Below are 16,034 nucleotides of genomic sequence, written 5' to 3'. Positions count from 1 at the left end.
ATCAGGCGTAGGTGCCGCGGACCTCGACGATGTCGGCCAGCGGGAACTCCAGGTAGTCGCCCGCCTCCTCGCACCACGCGTCGAGCACGCCGCTGCGCAGCTCGCCGTGGCTGATGGTGGCGGTCAGACCGTCGGTCAGCGTGATCGCCGCCCGTACGCCGCGGTCGACGACGAAGCCGAGCAGCGACTGCTGGGCGGTCGGCAGTCGGGAGGCCATCCGGCCGATGACCGCCCACGTCCTGCCGGCGGACTGGGAGGCCTCGCCCTCGGCGACGAGCAGGCGCTGGGCGTGCTCGTGCGGGTCGGGAGGTGGTTCCACCAGCGGGTACGAAGGCTGCTCGAACTCGGCCACCCGGCCCCCGGGAAGCAGGATCAGCCGCCCGTTCTGCGGTTCCTCGACGCGGGCCCTGCGGATGGTGATCTCACCGGTGTCCTCGATCGGCACCGGCGCGTAGCCGTTCTCCCGCAGCGCCGCCAGGGTCTTGTCGGCGGGCACCGAGCTGGCCAGCACGGTCGGGGCGAGCAGCCGCAGGCCCAGCCTGCCCAGCCGCCGGTGCCCGGCGATCTCGGCGAGCAGTGCCGGGTCGGAGGCCTGCACGATGCAGGCGACCGTGGTCACCGTGACCTCGCCGTGCCGCCTGGCCACGTCGTGTATCAGGTAGTCGAGGGGCTGCGGCACCGTGCCCACCTCCGCGAGGTCGGCCAGCAGGCCCTCGGCGGTGTAGCCGGAGTCCATGGCCCGGCGCACGCTGGCCGGGGTGAACCGCCACACCGAGGCCGCGCCCCGTGACTCGCGTTCCGCGGCCCGGTCGAGCAGCTCGGCGAGCTCCCCGGCGGGCGGGCCGGTCACCACGGCGGTGAGGTCGGCACCGAAGAGCGCGCTCCGCCGCACGCTGGCCAGCGCCCTGGTGGAGCACTCGACCAGCACGGGGTCGTTCTCCACGATGGGCGACGAGTCGTCGATCTCGTCGCCCGGGAAGGCGTCCAGTCCGGCCATCGCCCGGCCGAGGTCGGTGATCGTGTCGAGGGCGACCAGCCCGAGCATGCGGGCCTCCTCCAGTACCGCGGGGGCGCACTCGGCCAGCAGCGACTGGTCCAGCAGCGGGGCGTGCCAGTGCGCGGACCTGACCAGCCCCGCCCGGTCGGTGCACGCCGTGCTGGCGGGCAGCCGGGCCAGCACGCCGAGCAGCGCCCGCCGGGCGCGGGCGACCATGGCTCCGGCCGGATCGTCGCCGAGCACCGTGCCGTACTTGCCGTCGACCTTCCGCAGCGACGAGCGCTCCATCCGCCACCACGCCGACAGCAGCACCCTGAGCCTGGCGGCGGCGTCGTCCAGCCGCCAGCGGTCGAACTTCTCGGTGGGCACCAGCCCGCCGGCGGACTCGTCCCAGGCCAGCAGCCGGGCCACCGCGCAGACCTCGAGCAGCAGCCGGGTCTCGTCCTCGTCGCAGCCGGTGTCCTTGGCCACCCGCCGGACCTCGCGCACCCCGACCCCGCCCGCCTTGAGCAGCGGCAGCGGGAACTTCGCGGTGTTCTCCAGCATGGCGGCGCAGCGCTCCACCACGTGCGGGGCGGCCAGCGTCATCAGGTGGTCGACGGCCTCGGGGTCGACGGGCATGGTGGCGAGGTCGGGCGGGACGGGGGTGAAGGACGGGTGGTAGTCGGGGCCGCGCAGCGCGAGCGCCACCTCGCGGGGCATCTCGGCCACGTTCCAGCTGGGACGGAAGAGCAGCCCGTGGTCGGCCGCCCACTTCTCGGGGGCGCCGGGCACCACGAACCTGCCGCCGTCGACGTCGCGGACCGGGCCGTCCCAGGCGAACTCGTCCAGCAGCCGCCGCGCGCCCTCCGGGGCCCTCTCCAGCAGCGCGGTCACCCGCGCCGGGTCGGAGAGGATCTCGGTGACCCTGGTGACCGTGCGCCGCTTGGGGCCGTGCGGAAGGCCGAGTGTCCTGGCCAGCCCGCGCAGCGCGTCGGCGCTGACCGTCCAGGAGTTCAGATAGTGGGGGAGCGGCTCACCGAGCCCGCAGGGCGCCGCCCACCACCGGGCGACCCCCTCCGCCACCCGGATGCGGCCCTCGCCGTCCGGCCACGCCAGCGCGTGGTCGAACAGCAGGTCGAGCCAGGGCGACACCTCGGCCTCGGGCACGCCCATGAACCGGGCGACCGTCTCCGGCCCGGCCTGCTCGCCGAGGGCGAGTGACGCCTGCGCCACCTCCAGCGAGGGCAGCGGCAACCCGCGCATGACCTCCATCACCGCGAACCCGTTGCCCAGCCGCTGCGCCAGGGTGTCCAGGCGGCGCGGCCACGGTGGGGCGATGGCGTCCAGCCGGTTGGCCAGAACTCGGGCGAGCCGTTCTTCGTCGAGGGTTTTCAACCAGCCGAGCAGGTGATCGTCCATCTCGCAGCTCTCTCAGGAATCTCGCGCGGGGACTCTCCGTGAGCCATAAACATCCACGGTAATGCAGAGGGCATCTCTGACGGCATCTACCGCGCAGAATGCGATGCGTTATAGAGCTCTACGTCCGGTTCTGATCGGTCCCGGGGCCGCGAGGCGGGAGGGATGGCGGCCCCGGGACCGATCGGCGCCTCTGAAGGGGAAGGGGCGGCGCCGTCCGGAAGGGGTTCGGTGGAGGTCCTGGAAAAGCGGGAGAGGTCGCCGGGCCCTGGGAAGACCCGGGGACCCGGGGGTACGGGCGGGCCGGAGGGCGTTCCGCGGGCCGGCCGGGGGAAGGGGGCCGGTTCGGCGGATCGCCCGGGGAGGGGACCGCGGGCGGTGAGGGAACTACGGACGGGGACTACGGGCGGTCGAGGGGGCCGGGCTCCTCGGGAAGGCCCGTTCTGAGGACGGCCCACACGATCTTGCCGTACGGGGCCAGCGGTGCCCAGCCCCAGCGGAGGCTCAGCGACTCGACGATGTGCAGCCCGAGACCGCCGATGTCGAGGGGGGAGGGGTCGCGGAGCGCGGGGAAGCCGGCTCCCGGGTCGTTGAGCGTGCAGGCGACCAGCCCGCCGCGCCGGAGCAGGGAGAGTCGGATCGGCTCCCTGGCGCGTGACTCGGCCAGTCTCAGGCCGTGTCTGAAGGCGTTGGTGGCGAGCTCCGAGACCACCAGCTCCATGTTCTCGCTCAGCTCACCGAGGCTCCATCCGGTGAGGGTGCCCGTCGCGAAGCTGCGGGCGGAGTGGACGGACTCGGCGTGGGGCGGGAGCACGAAGGTGGCGCTGGCCATGGCTGCCGGGGATCCGGAGAGGAGATCGCGCGCGGAATCGGGCCACCAGCCGGCGGGGGGCCACCAGTCGAGCGCCGTCCATGACGTTGACGCTCGGGGGGGCGCGGTTTGGGCGGACTGCACAGCCGTCATCATGCTGCAAACTCCCGTGCAGGTGCAAGAGCGAATGCACGTGCATAAGGTCTGTGCAACCGCTACCGTTACCCATGATTAGGTGATTACGGACGAAAGGGGATCTTGGTCGTGGCCGAGGATTCTTAGGTCACGAAGTGACAGACTGTCGATCAGGAAAGCGAGCGAGGAGCACTACGTGTCCATGGATCCGCCCGGTACCGGTTCCACTGTCCGGCGCATCATGCTCGGAGCGAGCCTGCGCCGGCTGCGTGAGGAGAAGGGACTCTCCCGTGAGGCCGCGGGATTTCACATCCGCGCCTCCGAGTCCAAGATCAGCCGCATGGAACTCGGCCGCGTCGGTTTCAAGACACGTGACGTGGAAGACCTGCTCACCCTGTACGGCGTGCTCGACGACGCAGAACGGCGCGGCCTGCTGGAGATGGTCCGCGAGGCGAACACCCCGGGCTGGTGGCACAAGTACGGCGACCTGTTGCCGCACTGGTTCACCACCTACGTGGGGCTGGAGGAGGCGACGAACATGATCCGCACCTACGAGGTGCAGTTCATTCCCGGCCTGCTGCAGACGTCCGCCTACGCGCACACCGTGATCCGGCTGGGCTACCCGGACGTGCCGGAGGCGGAGATCGAGCGTCGTGTGCATATGCGCATGCAGCGGCAGGATCGCCTGACGAAGAAAGACGGCCCCCGGTTGTGGGCGGTTATCGACGAGGCGGCCCTGAGGCGTCCCATCGGAGGCAAGGAGATCATGCGTGAACAACTCCAGCACCTGCTGGAAGTGTCCTCGCTCCCCAACATCACCCTTCAGGTGATGCCCTTCCGATTCGGCATGCACGCGGCCGAGGGTGGTGCGTTCAGCATCTTGCGGTTTCCCGAGTCCGACCTGTCGGACGTCGTCTATGTCGAGCAGCTCTGGGGTGCCCTCTACCTGGATAAACGTGAGGATATCGATCCATATCTCACGGCCATGGAGCAGTTGTGCGTGGAAAGCACCACGCCCGGGGGCACCGCCGAGATCCTCGGCGACCTTCTCAGAGAGATGTAAATGAAGCAGACCTACAACGGCATGCCCGCCACTGACCTTGCCGGGGCCAGCTGGCGCAAGAGCCGCTACAGCAACTCGACGGGTAACTGCGTCGAACTGGCCGAACTGTCGGATGGCAGCATCGCGGTCCGTAATTCGCGTTTCCCCGAGGGGCCTGCCCTGATCTACACGCGAGATGAGATTCGCGCCCTGGTGCTCGGGGTGAAGGATGGGGAGTTCGACGGTTTAACGGTGTAACACCGTTTTTACATCAGGGCCGCCAGGTTAACCGTGGCGCGCCTGTGACGTAACCGGGGGAGTGGATCGGCACGGAAGAGTTTGAGATCACAGTGATTGGGGGCTCAAACCGTGCTCGACCAGATGACCTTGTATCCGGTTGCCGACGACGTGTTGTTCGCACCAGGCGGGCGCGTCGTGATCCGCACTTACGGCGTCGCCTCGGCGGCGACCGGGGAGGGTACGCCCACTCCGGTGTCCTACCGCACATGGGTCACCGGAGTGCGCGACCAGCCGCGTTACTGGCGTTGGGGTCACTTCGAGGACGCCTGCCACGGGCATCGCAAGGTCCTCGAATGGCTGACCGGCCGGGGCCCCCAGCCCGTCGAGCTCGCCGCCTGAACGAGATCTTCCTTCCGTACGGCGTGATCGCGCCCGGCCGGGACGCGAGGGCCGGGAGGCTTCCCACGGGCCCGGGGCGCGGGGCTCTCCTCTCGGCGCCCTGCCCGGCTCCGGTCGCTCCCCGGCCCCTCCTGGGTCAGACGGGGGCGTTCCAGGCGAGGACCACCGGCTCGCCGTGCTCGAAGCCGAGCCGGGAGTAGGTCCCCGTGTCCAGACGGAAGAGACGCCCGTCCCGCGGGGGCAGTCCGAGCCAGCGGGCGCACAGCACCCGCAGGTAGTGCCCGTGGGCGACCACGACCACGTCCCCCTCCACCGCCCTGGCGCGGGCGATCACCCGGTCGGCGCGGGCGCCGACCTGCTCCGCGCTCTCGCCGGGATGGCCGGAGTCGCCGGGGACGACACCGTCGCGCCACAGGTACCAGCCGGGACGGCTCTCGCGGATCGTGGCGGTGGTGACGCCCTCGTAGCCGCCGTAGTCCCATTCCCACAGGTCGGGCTCGGTCTCGGGGTTGCCGATCCCGGCCAGTTCGGCGGTGTCCCTCGCGCGCCTGGCCGGGCTCACCAGGGCCAGGTCGAACGTCCGGCCCGCGATCAGCGGGGCCAGCGCCCGCGCCTGGTCCTCGCCCTTGGCGGTCAGCGGCAGGTCGGTGAGCCCGGTGTGCCGGCCGTCCCGGCTCCACTCGGTCTCGCCGTGCCGCAACAGAGTCATCTGGTTCATCGTGGTTCCCATCATGCCGGTACGAATGGCTCGCCGGTGACCCGCCGGTGGCATATCGGTGGCCTGGCGGTGGCGTGTCGGTGGCGCGCCGGCGGCTGGGTGCGGAACACCCTCCGGGGCACACGATCACGGTGGGAGAGCGTGCGAAACTGGATCGGTGACGTTATCTGTGGGTCTGGTAGGCGCCGGACCGTGGGCCGAGATGGTGCACGCGCCGATGCTGGCGGCTGGTCCGAACACGCGTCTGGCGGGCGTGTGGGCCCGTCGTCCCGAGGCCGCGGCCAGGTTCGGCGCCCCGGTCTTCGAGCGGATCGAGGAACTCTTCGACAACTGCGAGGCGGTCGCGTTCTCGGTGCCGCCCGCGGTCCAGGCCGAGCTGGGGGTGCGTGCCGCCAAGGCGGGCAAGGCGCTGCTGCTGGAGAAGCCGCTCGCCGCCGACCTGGACGGAGCCCGGCGGCTGGCCGAGGCGGTCGCCGAGGCGGGCGTGGCCTCGCAGATGGTCCTCACCTGGCGTTACTCGCCCGCCACCCGTGCCTTCCTGGCCAGGGTCTCGGCCATCGAGCCGTTCGGCGGGAGGGCGGCCAACATCTCAGGGGCGATGCTCGGCGGAGCCTTCGCCACCTCCTGGCGGCTGGAGCGCGGCGCGATCCTCGACGTCGGCCCGCACATGATCGACATGCTGGACGTGGCGCTCGGCAGGGTCGTCGGGGTCCGGGCGCACGGCAACCCGCTGGGCTGGGTCGGCCTGCTGCTGGAGCACGAGACCGGCGCGGTCAGCGAGGCGTCGCTGTGCATGAGCGTGCCGGGGGAGAACCCGCCCTCCGACGTCGAGATCTACGGGCGTCTCGGCAGGGAGTCCCTGGACGGCACCCGGCTGGGCTCCGACGTCTTCTCCCTCATGCTCGCCGAGTTCGCGCTGACCGTACGGCGCGGTGGCGGCCATCCGCTGGACGCCGCGCACGGCCTGCGCCTGCAGGAGATCATCGCCGCCGCCGAGGAACAGCTCGGCTGAGGAGCGGCTCGGTTGAGGAGCGGCTCGGGCCGAGGACGGTTCGCCGCAGGACCCGGGCCGAGAACCCCCTGACCCCGGGGACCCTGGGGGGACCTCCGAGGGGATTGATACCGTTCGTCTGACGCGCAGCGTGAGCGAAGTCCGGTGTGAGCCCGGCGCTGTCCCGCAACTGTCATGGCCCCTCGGGGGTCGAGCCAGGTCGCCTCCGCCGCGTCGACGACGACCCTCGTGGAAAAGGGTGACCCGTCTCCTTCGGGTCCCTCGGTTCCGGCAACTGAAAGGACCTCGTGTGAGGCCCGTACGCAGCGCCCTCGCTGCCCTTACTGCCCCCGCTGCCCCCGCCGCCCTCGCCGGTGCCCTGCTCGCCGCGCTGACCCTCGCCGGATGCGGCCAGAGCACCTCCGCCTCGCCCCCCGCCACCTCCGCGAGCGCGGCGGCCACCCCCTCGGCGGCGGGATTCCCCGTCACCGTCGAGGCGGGTAACGGCCCCGTCGCCGTCGCCAGGAGGCCGGAGCGGATCGTCTCGCTCTCGCCCACCGCCACCGAGAGCCTGTTCGCGATCGGCGCCGGACCGCAGGTCGTGGCGGTGGACGACCAGTCCAACCATCCCGCGGAGGCGCCGAAGAGCGACCTGTCCGGTTTCAAGCCGAACGTGGAGGCGATCATCGCCAGGAAGCCCGACCTGGTCGTGGTCGCCAACGACGCCGACAGCGTCGTGGCCGCGCTGGGCAAGGTCGGCGTCCCCGTGCTGCTGGAGCCCACCGCCACCAAGCTCGACGAGGCCTACGACCAGATCACCGACCTCGGCGCCGCCACCGGCAACGGCGACAGGGCCGCGGAGCTCGTCGCCGGGATGAGGAAACAGCTCGACGAGATCACCGCCGCCGCGCCGAAGGACGCGAAGCTCACCTACTATCACGAGCTGGACACCACTCCCTATTCGGCCACCTCCACCACCTTCATCGGACAGATCTACGGGCTGTTCGGCATGACCAACATCGCCGACGAGGCTCCCGACGCGGCCGGCGGCTACCCCAAGCTCTCCGCCGAGTTCGTCGCCAAGGCCGACCCCGACCTCGTCTTCCTGGCCGACACCAAGTGCTGCGGCCAGTCCAGGGACACCCTCGCCAAGCGTCCCGGCTGGTCCAAGCTCTCCGCCGTCAAGAACGACCGGGTCGTCCTCCTCGACGACGACGTCGCCTCCCGCTGGGGGCCGCGCGTCATCGACCTCGCCAGGCAGATCGGCGACTCCGTCCAGAAGGTGGCGGCAGGCTGACCGGCGTCAAGAAGACAAGAAGAAACGAGAAATGCTCTCTCCCCGCCCCGAAGGACGAGGCATCCGTCCCGGGCACCCGGTGGGTCCCGGCGACGCGGCCTCCGGGTCGTCGTCCCCCGGCACGGGCAAAGACACCGGCACGGACACCGGCACCGGCACGGACACCGGTACCGGTGCGGTCTGGGAGGCCGGTGGCCAGGGCAGGCAGGCGGCACGGCTGAGCCCGCTGGTGACGCTCTCGGCCGTGGCCGTGCTCCTGGCGAGCATGTTCGCCGGGCTGCTGGTCGGCGCGGCGGGCATCGCGCCGCGCGGCGTGGCGCTCCAGTTGCTCGACTGGCTGCCGTTCGTCTCGGTGGACTCGGGGCTGGCCCCGGTCGAGCTGGGCCTGCTGACCGAGCTGCGGCTGCCCCGGGTCCTGCTCGCCGCGATCGTCGGCGGTCTGCTGGCCGTCGCCGGAGCCGGTTACCAGGGCGTCTTCCGCAACCCGCTCGCGGATCCCTACCTGCTGGGAGCCGCCGCGGGCGCGGGTCTGACGACCACGGCGGCGATCGTCTTCACCGGCGGCGACATCGAGGCGATCGGCATTCCCGCCGCGGCCTTCGCCGGGGCCGTCGGCGGCGTGCTGCTCGCCTACGCGCTGGGCAGCGCGGCGGGCCGGGGCGGCGGCACCGCCACGCTGGTCCTCGCGGGCGTCGCGGTCACGTCCTTCCTCACCGCGATCCAGACGTTCCTGCAGCAGCTCAGGGTGGAGGAACTCCAGCGCATCTACGCCTGGATCCTCGGCGACGTCGGCGGAGGCTGGGCCCAGGTCACGCTCGTCGCCCCGTACGCCGCCGTCTCGGTGGTGGTCATGCTGCTGCACGGCAGGCTCCTCGACGTGCTCTCGGTCGGCGACGACGAGGCGGTCACCCTCGGCCTGAACGCCGCCCGCGTCCGCCTCGTCGTCCTGCTCGCCGCCTCGCTGGCCACCGCGGCGGCCGTCGCGGTCAGCGGGCTGATCGGCTTCGTCGGCCTCGTCGTGCCGCACGTGGTCCGCCGCCTGGCCGGGGCGTCGTACCGGATCGTGCTGCCGATCTCGCTGATCGGCGGGGCCGCCTTCCTGATCCTCGCCGACCTGGTCGCCAGGACCGTGCTCGCCCCCGCCGAGCTGCCCATCGGGGTGGTGACCGCCTTCGTCGGCGCGCCGTTCTTCGTGGCCGTGCTGCGGGTGACCCGCCGGGTGGAGACGTGACGCCGCGCGCGAGCGGCGCGGGGAGGGCGCCGGCCCGCCCGTACGGTGCGCGCGCCACCGGGACCCGCGCGCCGCGCGAGGAGAAGCCGCGTGAAGTGGAGAAGGGGAGGGGAGACCGGTGAGCCACCTCGTGGTGAGGGACCTGTCGGTCGTGCTGGACCGGCGCGCGGTGCTGTCCGGCGTCGGCCTCGACGTACGGGACGGCGACTGGCTCGCCGTCATCGGCGCCAACGGCGCGGGCAAGTCCACGCTGCTGCGCGCCCTGGCGGGAGTGCTGCCCTTCGAGGGCGAGGTGCTCGTCGACGACGTGCCGCTCAGGAGTCTCAAGCCCAGGGAGCGAGCCAGGCTGCTGGCCTGCGCCCCGCAGTCCCCGGCGCTGCCGGCCGACATGACCGTGTTCGACTACGCCCTGCTCGGCCGCACCCCGTACATCCCCTATCTGGGCCGCGAGAGCCGCCACGACCGCGAGGTGACCGGGTCGGTGCTGGAGCGGCTGGACCTGTCCTCCCTCGCCGCGCGGCCGCTCGCCCACCTGTCCGGCGGCGAGCGCCAGCGCGTCGTGCTCGCCAGGGCGCTGGCCCAGCAGGCCCCGGTGCTCCTGCTCGACGAGCCCACCACGGCCCTCGACCTCGGCCACCAGCAGCAGGTGCTGGAACTCGTGGACCGGCTCCGGCTGGCCGACGGGCTGACCGTCGTCACGACCCTGCACGACCTGAGCCTCGCGGGTCAGTACGCCGACTCGATGATGCTGCTCTCGGGCGGCCGGGTGGCCGCCTCCGGCACCCCGGCCGAGGTGCTCACCGGGGAGCTGATCGGTGAGCACTTCGACGCCCGCGTCCGCGTCGCGGCCGGTCCCGGCGGCAGGCCCGAGGTCCACCTGGAGCGCCCTTGAGCGGGACCGTGACGCGCCGGAGGCGTTCGTGAGCGGGTTCGAGGTCCGCCCGGACGTCGACGAGCGGAGCCGGCCACACCGGGGGCCACACGGAGCGTCCCTGAGGCTGAGCCACCGCGACGAGGACGGCGCCCGGCTGGCCGCGCTGCTGTGGGAGTTCGGCCCCGGCTGGCGGGCGATCTCCTCGGCCATGGTCGGCGGCGGCATCGGCCCGGCCGCCTGGATGCTCAACGCGCAGGTGGTCGCCGGATACTCACGGATGGACCCGGTGGACCACCTGCTGGAGCTGGCCCCGCAGGGTCCGGGGGTCGGCATGCTCACCGCGGCGTCGGTCGACCACTTCACCCGGGCCCGCGACGGGGGAGCGGAGGCCGTGGCGACCGTCGGCCTGCGCGTCCCCACCTGGGCCGCCGCCCCGGAAGGCGCCGCCGACCCCGAGCTGGCCCCCATGTTCCTGCCGGGAACGGTCAACATCGCGGTCGCCGTACCGGTCGCCATGAGCGACGCCGCCCTGGTCAACGCGGTCATGACGGTGACCGAGGCCAAGACCCAGGCACTGCTGGAGGCCGGTTTCCCCTGCACCGGCACCGCCTCCGACGCCGTCTGCGTGGCCGTCCCCGAGCGTGTTCCCGGAGGCCCCGAGGAGCTCTTCGGCGGCCCCCGCTCCACCTGGGGCGCCCGCATCGCCCGCGCCGTGCACACCGCCGTCCTCCAGGGCGCCCACCGATGGGCGAACCGTGATGTGCCGACCGCCTGACCTCTCAGCCGAGGGGACGGGTTTTTCCAGCGGACCGATCTTCGTACGGTATACGTTGTCGCGCCGGGGGTCCGCTCAGGATTAGACTTTGCGTAACTGTCCGCGACGGGGCGTGGGCGTGACGATAGGCGTAAAACGGGATGGTCAAGACGGGGTGGCGATGCCCTGCTCATGGCCTTTCACTGGTGATGGCGGAAAAGAAAGTCAAGCCCTCGGGGCTGGACGGTTCACTTATTCACCCTCGTTTGCGACCCTGGTCCTATCCCCTGTAGGGAGTGGCGATGCGGCGGTTCGGTTCGGCGCTGGTGGTGTTCGGAGGGCTCTCCTTGGCGATCGCCGGGGTGACTCCCGCCCTGGCTCACGAGCACCCCAGTGGAATCACCGACCTGGTGACCCCCGCGGTGGTCAGGATCGAGGCGACGGCGAAGGTCGACATCACGTTGCTCGACCACATCGGCGAGCTGGTTCACGTGGAGCGTTCCTACGAGGTGCCGATCGGCAGCGGCACCGGCACCGTGATCAACCCCGACGGTGGCATGGTCACCCTCACCCGGGTGGTCAAGAGCGACCGCGACGTCCGGGTCTACGCCGCCAACAAGATCTTCGCCGCGCACCACAAGGTCAAGATCCCCGAGGACTTCGAGCGGCACAAGCTCAAGGACGACCGGCTCAACCACCACCTGCAGGAGTGTTACCCGCCCAAGCAGCCCACCGCCACCTGCATCATCGACGTCACCACCGAGATCACGGTCTTCCCCAACATCTCCTCCGCCGACAAGGAGGGGTTCAAGGCCGAGATCGTCCGTACCGGTGACAGGCCCGACAGCCCCGCGGTGCTGAGGCCCGTCGGCCGCGCCGACGGGAGCGCGGGCCTGCCCACCGCCCCGCTCGCCGGCGCGGTGCCCGCCAAGGAGGGGTCGCCGGTGGCGGTCGCGGGATTCACCGGGCGGCCCGCCGCGAACCTGCCGGAGACCGTCGACATCGCCCACCTGCGGGCGGGCGGCGCCGGAGAGGGCGGCCGGGAGTTCAAGGACCCGGAGAACAAGGTCAACGAGCCGGAGAAGCTGGGCGCCCTGGTCGACAAGGGCCTGCTCGGCGGCCCGGTGATCGAGGACAAGAAGGGTGAGGTCGTCGGCCTGCTGCTCGGCGGCGGCAAGGACGCCCGGATGATCGGCGTCCGCGAGGTCACCAAGGCCCTGGCCGAGGCGGACGTCGCGCCCGCCAGAGGTCCGATCGACGCCGCCTTCGAGCAGGCGCTGACCCGCTTCCACACCCACTACTACGGCGACGCCGTCCCCGCCTTCCAGCGCGTGCTCGAGCTCTACCCGGGCCACACCGTGGCGGCCGCGCACCTGAAGACGTCGCAGGCCAAGCGCGGCACCGCCGAGGACGAGGGCACCAAGAGGGCGGCCGCCTCCACCGACCTGCCCCGGGGGGGCCCGCCCCTGTGGCCGTTCCTCGTCGGCGGCGGCCTGCTGGTGCTGGCCGTGCTGACCACCGCGATCCTGCTCTGGCGTCGCGGGTCGCAGGACCCCGACCCCGAGCCCGAGCCGGGTCCGACCGCGGAGACCCGGCCCCCGGTCCCGACCTCGCCACCGATACCGATACCGACACCGCCGCGACCGGCCTTCGACGAGCAGGCCGACTCCACGGTCGTCGTCGGCCGCTCTTTCCCGGCGCTGCCCAAGATCTCCTCCACGCCCGGCCAGCCGGTGCTGGTGGCACGCGATCCGGGCCACAACACGGCTCCCGGCCACAACACGGGGCCGGGTGCCGCCACGGGGCCGGGAACGAAACCCGGCGACACGGTGGTGCAGAGATACTGCACGGGCTGCGGGATGCGGCTGGGCCCCGCCCACAGCTTCTGCGCCTACTGCGGCCAGCCGACCAAGACGTGATGTCCGTGAACGACAGGGCGCTGATCGGCCGGGAAGTGGCCGGCTACCAGATCGAGGACATCATCGGCAAGGGCGGCATGGCCGTCGTCTATCTCGCGATCGACCCCAGGCTCAACCGCCGGGTGGCACTGAAGATCCTCAATCCGCTTCTCGGCGAGGACGACCGGTTCCGCCAGCGCTTCGTGCTGGAGTCGCGCACGGTCGCGAGCATCGACCACCCCAACATCATCCCCATCTACGAGGCCGACAGCGCCGACGACGGCACCCTCTACATCGCGATGCGTTACGTCGACGGCCCCGACCTGCGCAAACTCTTCTACGACCGGGGGCCGATGCCGGTCAGCCAGGTCAGCCGGATCTTCGCCCAGGTGGCCGCCGCGCTCGACACCGCGCACGCCCACGACCTGGTCCACCGCGACGTCAAGCCCGCCAACATCCTGATCGCCGCCCACACCGAGGGCGACCACGCCTATCTCACCGACTTCGGCATCACCAAGCACCGCACCTCGATCTCCGGGCTGACCCAGACCAACCAGTTCATCGGCACCCCCCGATACATGTCGCCCGAGCAGATCAACAAGGAGCACATCGACGGCCGCTGCGACCAGTACGGCCTGGCCTGCGTGGTCTACGAGGCGCTGTCCGGGCGGCTGCCCTTCCAGCGTGACAACGAGATCGCCCTGCTCTGGGCGCATCTCGCCGAGACCCCCACGCCGCTCACCACGCTCCGTCCCGAGCTGCCGCTCGAGGTCGACGGCGTCATGATGCGGGCCCTGGCCAAGTCGCCCGAGCAGCGCTACGACACCTGCGGCCAGTTCATCGCCGACCTGCGCGACGCGATCAGCGGCGGCGGCCAGCCGTACCAGCTCGTGCAGGCTCCCTACGCCCCGACGGCACCGGCGGCGTCCAGGACGTCCGAGACGACCGAGGCGTCCGGCACGCGGAAGGCGCCGAAGAAGAAGTCCGCGGCCGGGGGGAAGGGCATCCTCATCGGCGCGGCCGTGGCGATCACGGCGATCGTCGCGCTGGTGGCGGTGCTCGCGACGTTCCTGCGCGGCGACGACACCTGGGTGGCGTACGAGGGCTCGTCCGCGGTGCCGGTCGCCTTCCAGTACCCCGGGACCTGGACCCTCGAGCCGCACGCCGACGTGTTCGTGGCGGTCTCGCCGAAGGTGGAGCAGTTCCGCGCGCTGTTCGCCACGCCCGTCACCGCCGACTGGGCCGCGGCGAACGAGATCATCAAGGACGCCCCCCAGGACGCCACCGGCTTCTACGCGCAGACGCTCGACACCCTCGACCCGCTCAGCGGCGCCAAGCAGCTGCAGGAGACGCTGCAGTCCTCGCTTCCCGGGACGGTCAGCGTCTTCTCCCAGGTCGTCCAGGTGAGCGTGGGCGGGCGAAACGCCTCGCGCCTGCAGGGGACGATCGCCGACCCGCAGCGCGGCGGCCAGCTCGAGTTCACCGGCTGGGTCGTCGAACGGCAGGACGAGCCCGCTCTCCTGATCTACTTCTGCTCCTCCGGCAGGTGTGACAACGCGGTCGCCAACCGGTTCGTGCGGAGTGTCTCGTTCCCGGCGTCCTGACCCGCTGACTTGTGTCCCACTTGTGAGCGGCTTGTCCGGGCGTTTTGTCCTATGGGCAAGACGGTCACCGGGCTTTAGTCTCCCCGCATGGCGGTTCTCCTTCCCCCTTCCCCGGCCCCCGCGGGTGCCGGTCGCCGGTCGCCCGACCCCGGAACGAGGTGTCCAGCCGCCTGACAAGGAGGAGCAGTGAACATCCGCGTCGTGATCGCCGACGACCAGGCGATGGTCCGCGCCGGGCTGAAACTCGTCGTGGAGAGCGAGCCAGGGCTGGAGGTGGTCGGTGAGGCCCCCGACGGGGTCGAGGCCCTCGCCGTGGTCCGCCGCACCAGGCCCGACGTCGTGCTGATGGACATCTCGATGCCGCGGATGGACGGCCTCACCGCCGCCAGGCAGCTGCTGGGCCGGCCCGACCCGCCGAAGGTCGTGATGCTGACGACCTTCGACACCGACGAGAACCTCTACGCCGCGCTCCGCGCCGGGACCAGCGGGTTCCTGCTCAAGGTCTCGCCGCCCGAGCAGCTCGTGGAGGCCATCCGGGTCGTCGTGGCCGGGGACGCCCTGCTCGACCCGGCCGTCACCACCCGCGTCATCGCCTCCTTCGCCGGACGCCACGACCCCGCGCCCCCGCCGCAGCTGGCCGACCTCACCCCGCGCGAGCTGGAGGTGCTGCGCTCCCTGGCGCGCGGCCTGACCAACGCCGAGATCGCCGGAAAGCTCTTCGTCGGTGAGGCCACGGTCAAGACCCACGTGGCGCGGGTGCTGATGAAGCTCCACCTGCGCGACCGGGCTCAGGCGGTGGTGTTCGCGTACGAGTCGGGTGTGGTCCGGCCGGGAGCGGCCGTCGGGTAGTACGAGATCCACTCCTCGCGGCTCATCCGGAGCATCCTCACCCCGACCCAGCCGACCGCGCCCGCCGTCGCGGCCCAGAACGGCACCGTCACGGGCCCGTACTCGGTCACCATCGAGCCTGCGGAGGACAGTACGGCGACGAGCGGCACCGCCCAGTGCGCGAACCCGGCCCGCCAGACCCCGATCAGCAGGACCGGCAGGCCGAAGATCGCGAAGAACAGCCACGGCATCTGGAAGCCGAAGACGACGCCGGGCAGGTCCAGCATCTCGCCGAGGATCCTCTGGCTCTCCGCGGGGGTGTGGTGCCGCCCGAGCCACCACTCCACCGGGTCGGTCATCAGCAGGGCCGACCCGTTGACGTAGCCGAGGATGGTCAGGGTGCCCGCGAGGTGCCCGAAGACCACGGCGCGGCGGCGCATCACGTGCAGCAGGCCGAAGACCGACAGGCCCGCCAGCAGGTAGGACCAGTGGTAGAGCACCGACTGCACCTGGGACAGCACGGGGTCGGCGCCGTAGCTGACCGCCTCGCGCTCGTCGCCCCAGGTTCCGGGGTCGACGAGGAGGGCGACGAGCTGGAGCAGCGGGGCGGCGATCAGCAACACGCCGGAGGCGACGCGCCGGAAGTCGGCTGAGTCCTTGAACATGGTTCTCCCTGCCTGTGCGGGACTGTGACGGCCTGTCAGCCAGGAAGGTAGGGGTGGGGCACCCGCGGCGTCGTCAACCGCGGGGTTGATCTGGGATCCCCCTGCTGGGGTAAGAAGGTCTCATCATGGGTCGATCAAGGATGTGAGTTGCG

15 protein-coding genes are annotated in these 16,034 nt (G+C 71.5%); 11 read left to right on the top strand and 4 right to left on the bottom strand.

The annotated features are described in order from the left end of the window. Position 1: 1 nt before the first annotated feature. Positions 2-2,398 (bottom strand): helicase-associated domain-containing protein, encoded by a 2,397-nt coding sequence (locus ACVCAG_RS18190; protein ID WP_440084377.1) that lies wholly within the window; start codon positions 2,396-2,398, stop codon positions 2-4. Between the two features lie 397 nt (positions 2,399-2,795). Then, positions 2,796-3,227 carry an ATP-binding protein gene (locus ACVCAG_RS18185; protein ID WP_362836125.1) on the bottom strand — a complete coding sequence of 144 codons (432 nt, stop codon included), beginning with the start codon at positions 3,225-3,227 and terminating at the stop codon, positions 2,796-2,798. 316 nt (positions 3,228-3,543) lie between these two features. On the opposite strand from ACVCAG_RS18185, the gene ACVCAG_RS18180 reads away from it, so the two are divergent. From ACVCAG_RS18180 to ACVCAG_RS18170, 3 genes are all read left to right on the top strand, one after another. Further along, positions 3,544-4,404 (top strand): Scr1 family TA system antitoxin-like transcriptional regulator, encoded by an 861-nt coding sequence (locus tag ACVCAG_RS18180; RefSeq protein ID WP_440084440.1) that lies wholly within the window; start codon positions 3,544-3,546, stop codon positions 4,402-4,404. Next, the gene (locus ACVCAG_RS18175; protein WP_344749145.1) at positions 4,405-4,641 is read left to right on the top strand and encodes a DUF397 domain-containing protein; all 237 of its coding nucleotides are present in this window, start codon (positions 4,405-4,407) and stop codon (positions 4,639-4,641) included. A 150-nt stretch (positions 4,642-4,791) separates the two neighbouring features. Then, positions 4,792-5,022 (top strand): hypothetical protein, encoded by a 231-nt coding sequence (locus ACVCAG_RS18170; protein WP_447190058.1) that lies wholly within the window; start codon positions 4,792-4,794, stop codon positions 5,020-5,022. 136 nt (positions 5,023-5,158) lie between these two features. Here the strand turns inward: ACVCAG_RS18170 and ACVCAG_RS18165 are convergent, their stop codons facing one another. Next, positions 5,159-5,740, bottom strand: a complete 582-nt coding sequence (locus ACVCAG_RS18165; RefSeq protein ID WP_440084378.1) for a histidine phosphatase family protein — start codon at positions 5,738-5,740, stop codon at positions 5,159-5,161. Positions 5,741-5,897: 157 nt separating this feature from the next. On the opposite strand from ACVCAG_RS18165, the gene ACVCAG_RS18160 reads away from it, so the two are divergent. The 8 genes from ACVCAG_RS18160 (at position 5,898) to ACVCAG_RS18125 (ending at position 15,238) form a co-directional block, all read left to right on the top strand. Next, positions 5,898-6,752: a Gfo/Idh/MocA family protein gene (locus ACVCAG_RS18160; RefSeq protein WP_362676871.1), complete on the top strand. Its 855-nt coding sequence runs from the start codon at positions 5,898-5,900 to the stop codon at positions 6,750-6,752. A 289-nt stretch (positions 6,753-7,041) separates the two neighbouring features. After that, positions 7,042-8,028 carry a helical backbone metal receptor gene (locus ACVCAG_RS18155; protein WP_440084379.1) on the top strand — a complete coding sequence of 329 codons (987 nt, stop codon included), beginning with the start codon at positions 7,042-7,044 and terminating at the stop codon, positions 8,026-8,028. A 265-nt stretch (positions 8,029-8,293) separates the two neighbouring features. Then, positions 8,294-9,259 (top strand): FecCD family ABC transporter permease, encoded by a 966-nt coding sequence (locus tag ACVCAG_RS18150; protein ID WP_447190094.1) that lies wholly within the window; start codon positions 8,294-8,296, stop codon positions 9,257-9,259. A 118-nt stretch (positions 9,260-9,377) separates the two neighbouring features. Then, positions 9,378-10,151 carry an ATP-binding cassette domain-containing protein gene (locus ACVCAG_RS18145; protein ID WP_440084381.1) on the top strand — a complete coding sequence of 258 codons (774 nt, stop codon included), beginning with the start codon at positions 9,378-9,380 and terminating at the stop codon, positions 10,149-10,151. A gap of 100 nt (positions 10,152-10,251) precedes the next feature. Next, positions 10,252-10,908, top strand: a complete 657-nt coding sequence (locus ACVCAG_RS18140; RefSeq protein WP_447190093.1) for an adenosylcobinamide amidohydrolase — start codon at positions 10,252-10,254, stop codon at positions 10,906-10,908. Between the two features lie 281 nt (positions 10,909-11,189). Next, complete coding sequence (locus ACVCAG_RS18135; RefSeq protein WP_440084382.1) at positions 11,190-12,806, top strand: hypothetical protein; 1,617 nt, start codon at positions 11,190-11,192, stop codon at positions 12,804-12,806. Beyond that, positions 12,806-14,389 (top strand): protein kinase domain-containing protein, encoded by a 1,584-nt coding sequence (locus ACVCAG_RS18130; RefSeq protein WP_440084383.1) that lies wholly within the window; start codon positions 12,806-12,808, stop codon positions 14,387-14,389. Before ACVCAG_RS18135 ends, ACVCAG_RS18130 begins: the two co-directional genes overlap by 1 nt. A 186-nt stretch (positions 14,390-14,575) precedes the next feature. Beyond that, on the top strand, positions 14,576-15,238 hold the full coding sequence (locus ACVCAG_RS18125) for a response regulator (RefSeq protein WP_440084384.1): 663 nt from the start codon (positions 14,576-14,578) through the stop codon (positions 15,236-15,238). Here ACVCAG_RS18125 and ACVCAG_RS18120 read toward each other — a convergent pair. After that, on the bottom strand, positions 15,178-15,882 hold the full coding sequence (locus tag ACVCAG_RS18120) for a hypothetical protein (RefSeq protein ID WP_440084385.1): 705 nt from the start codon (positions 15,880-15,882) through the stop codon (positions 15,178-15,180). The two genes, ACVCAG_RS18125 and ACVCAG_RS18120, sit on opposite strands and share 61 nt — an antisense overlap. Between the last annotated feature and the right edge of the window lie 152 nt (positions 15,883-16,034).

The organism is Streptosporangium sp. G12, assembly GCF_052983175.1.
The sequence above is the reverse complement of the archived record's forward strand: the minus strand, read 5'-3'. Positions and strand labels throughout refer to the sequence as shown.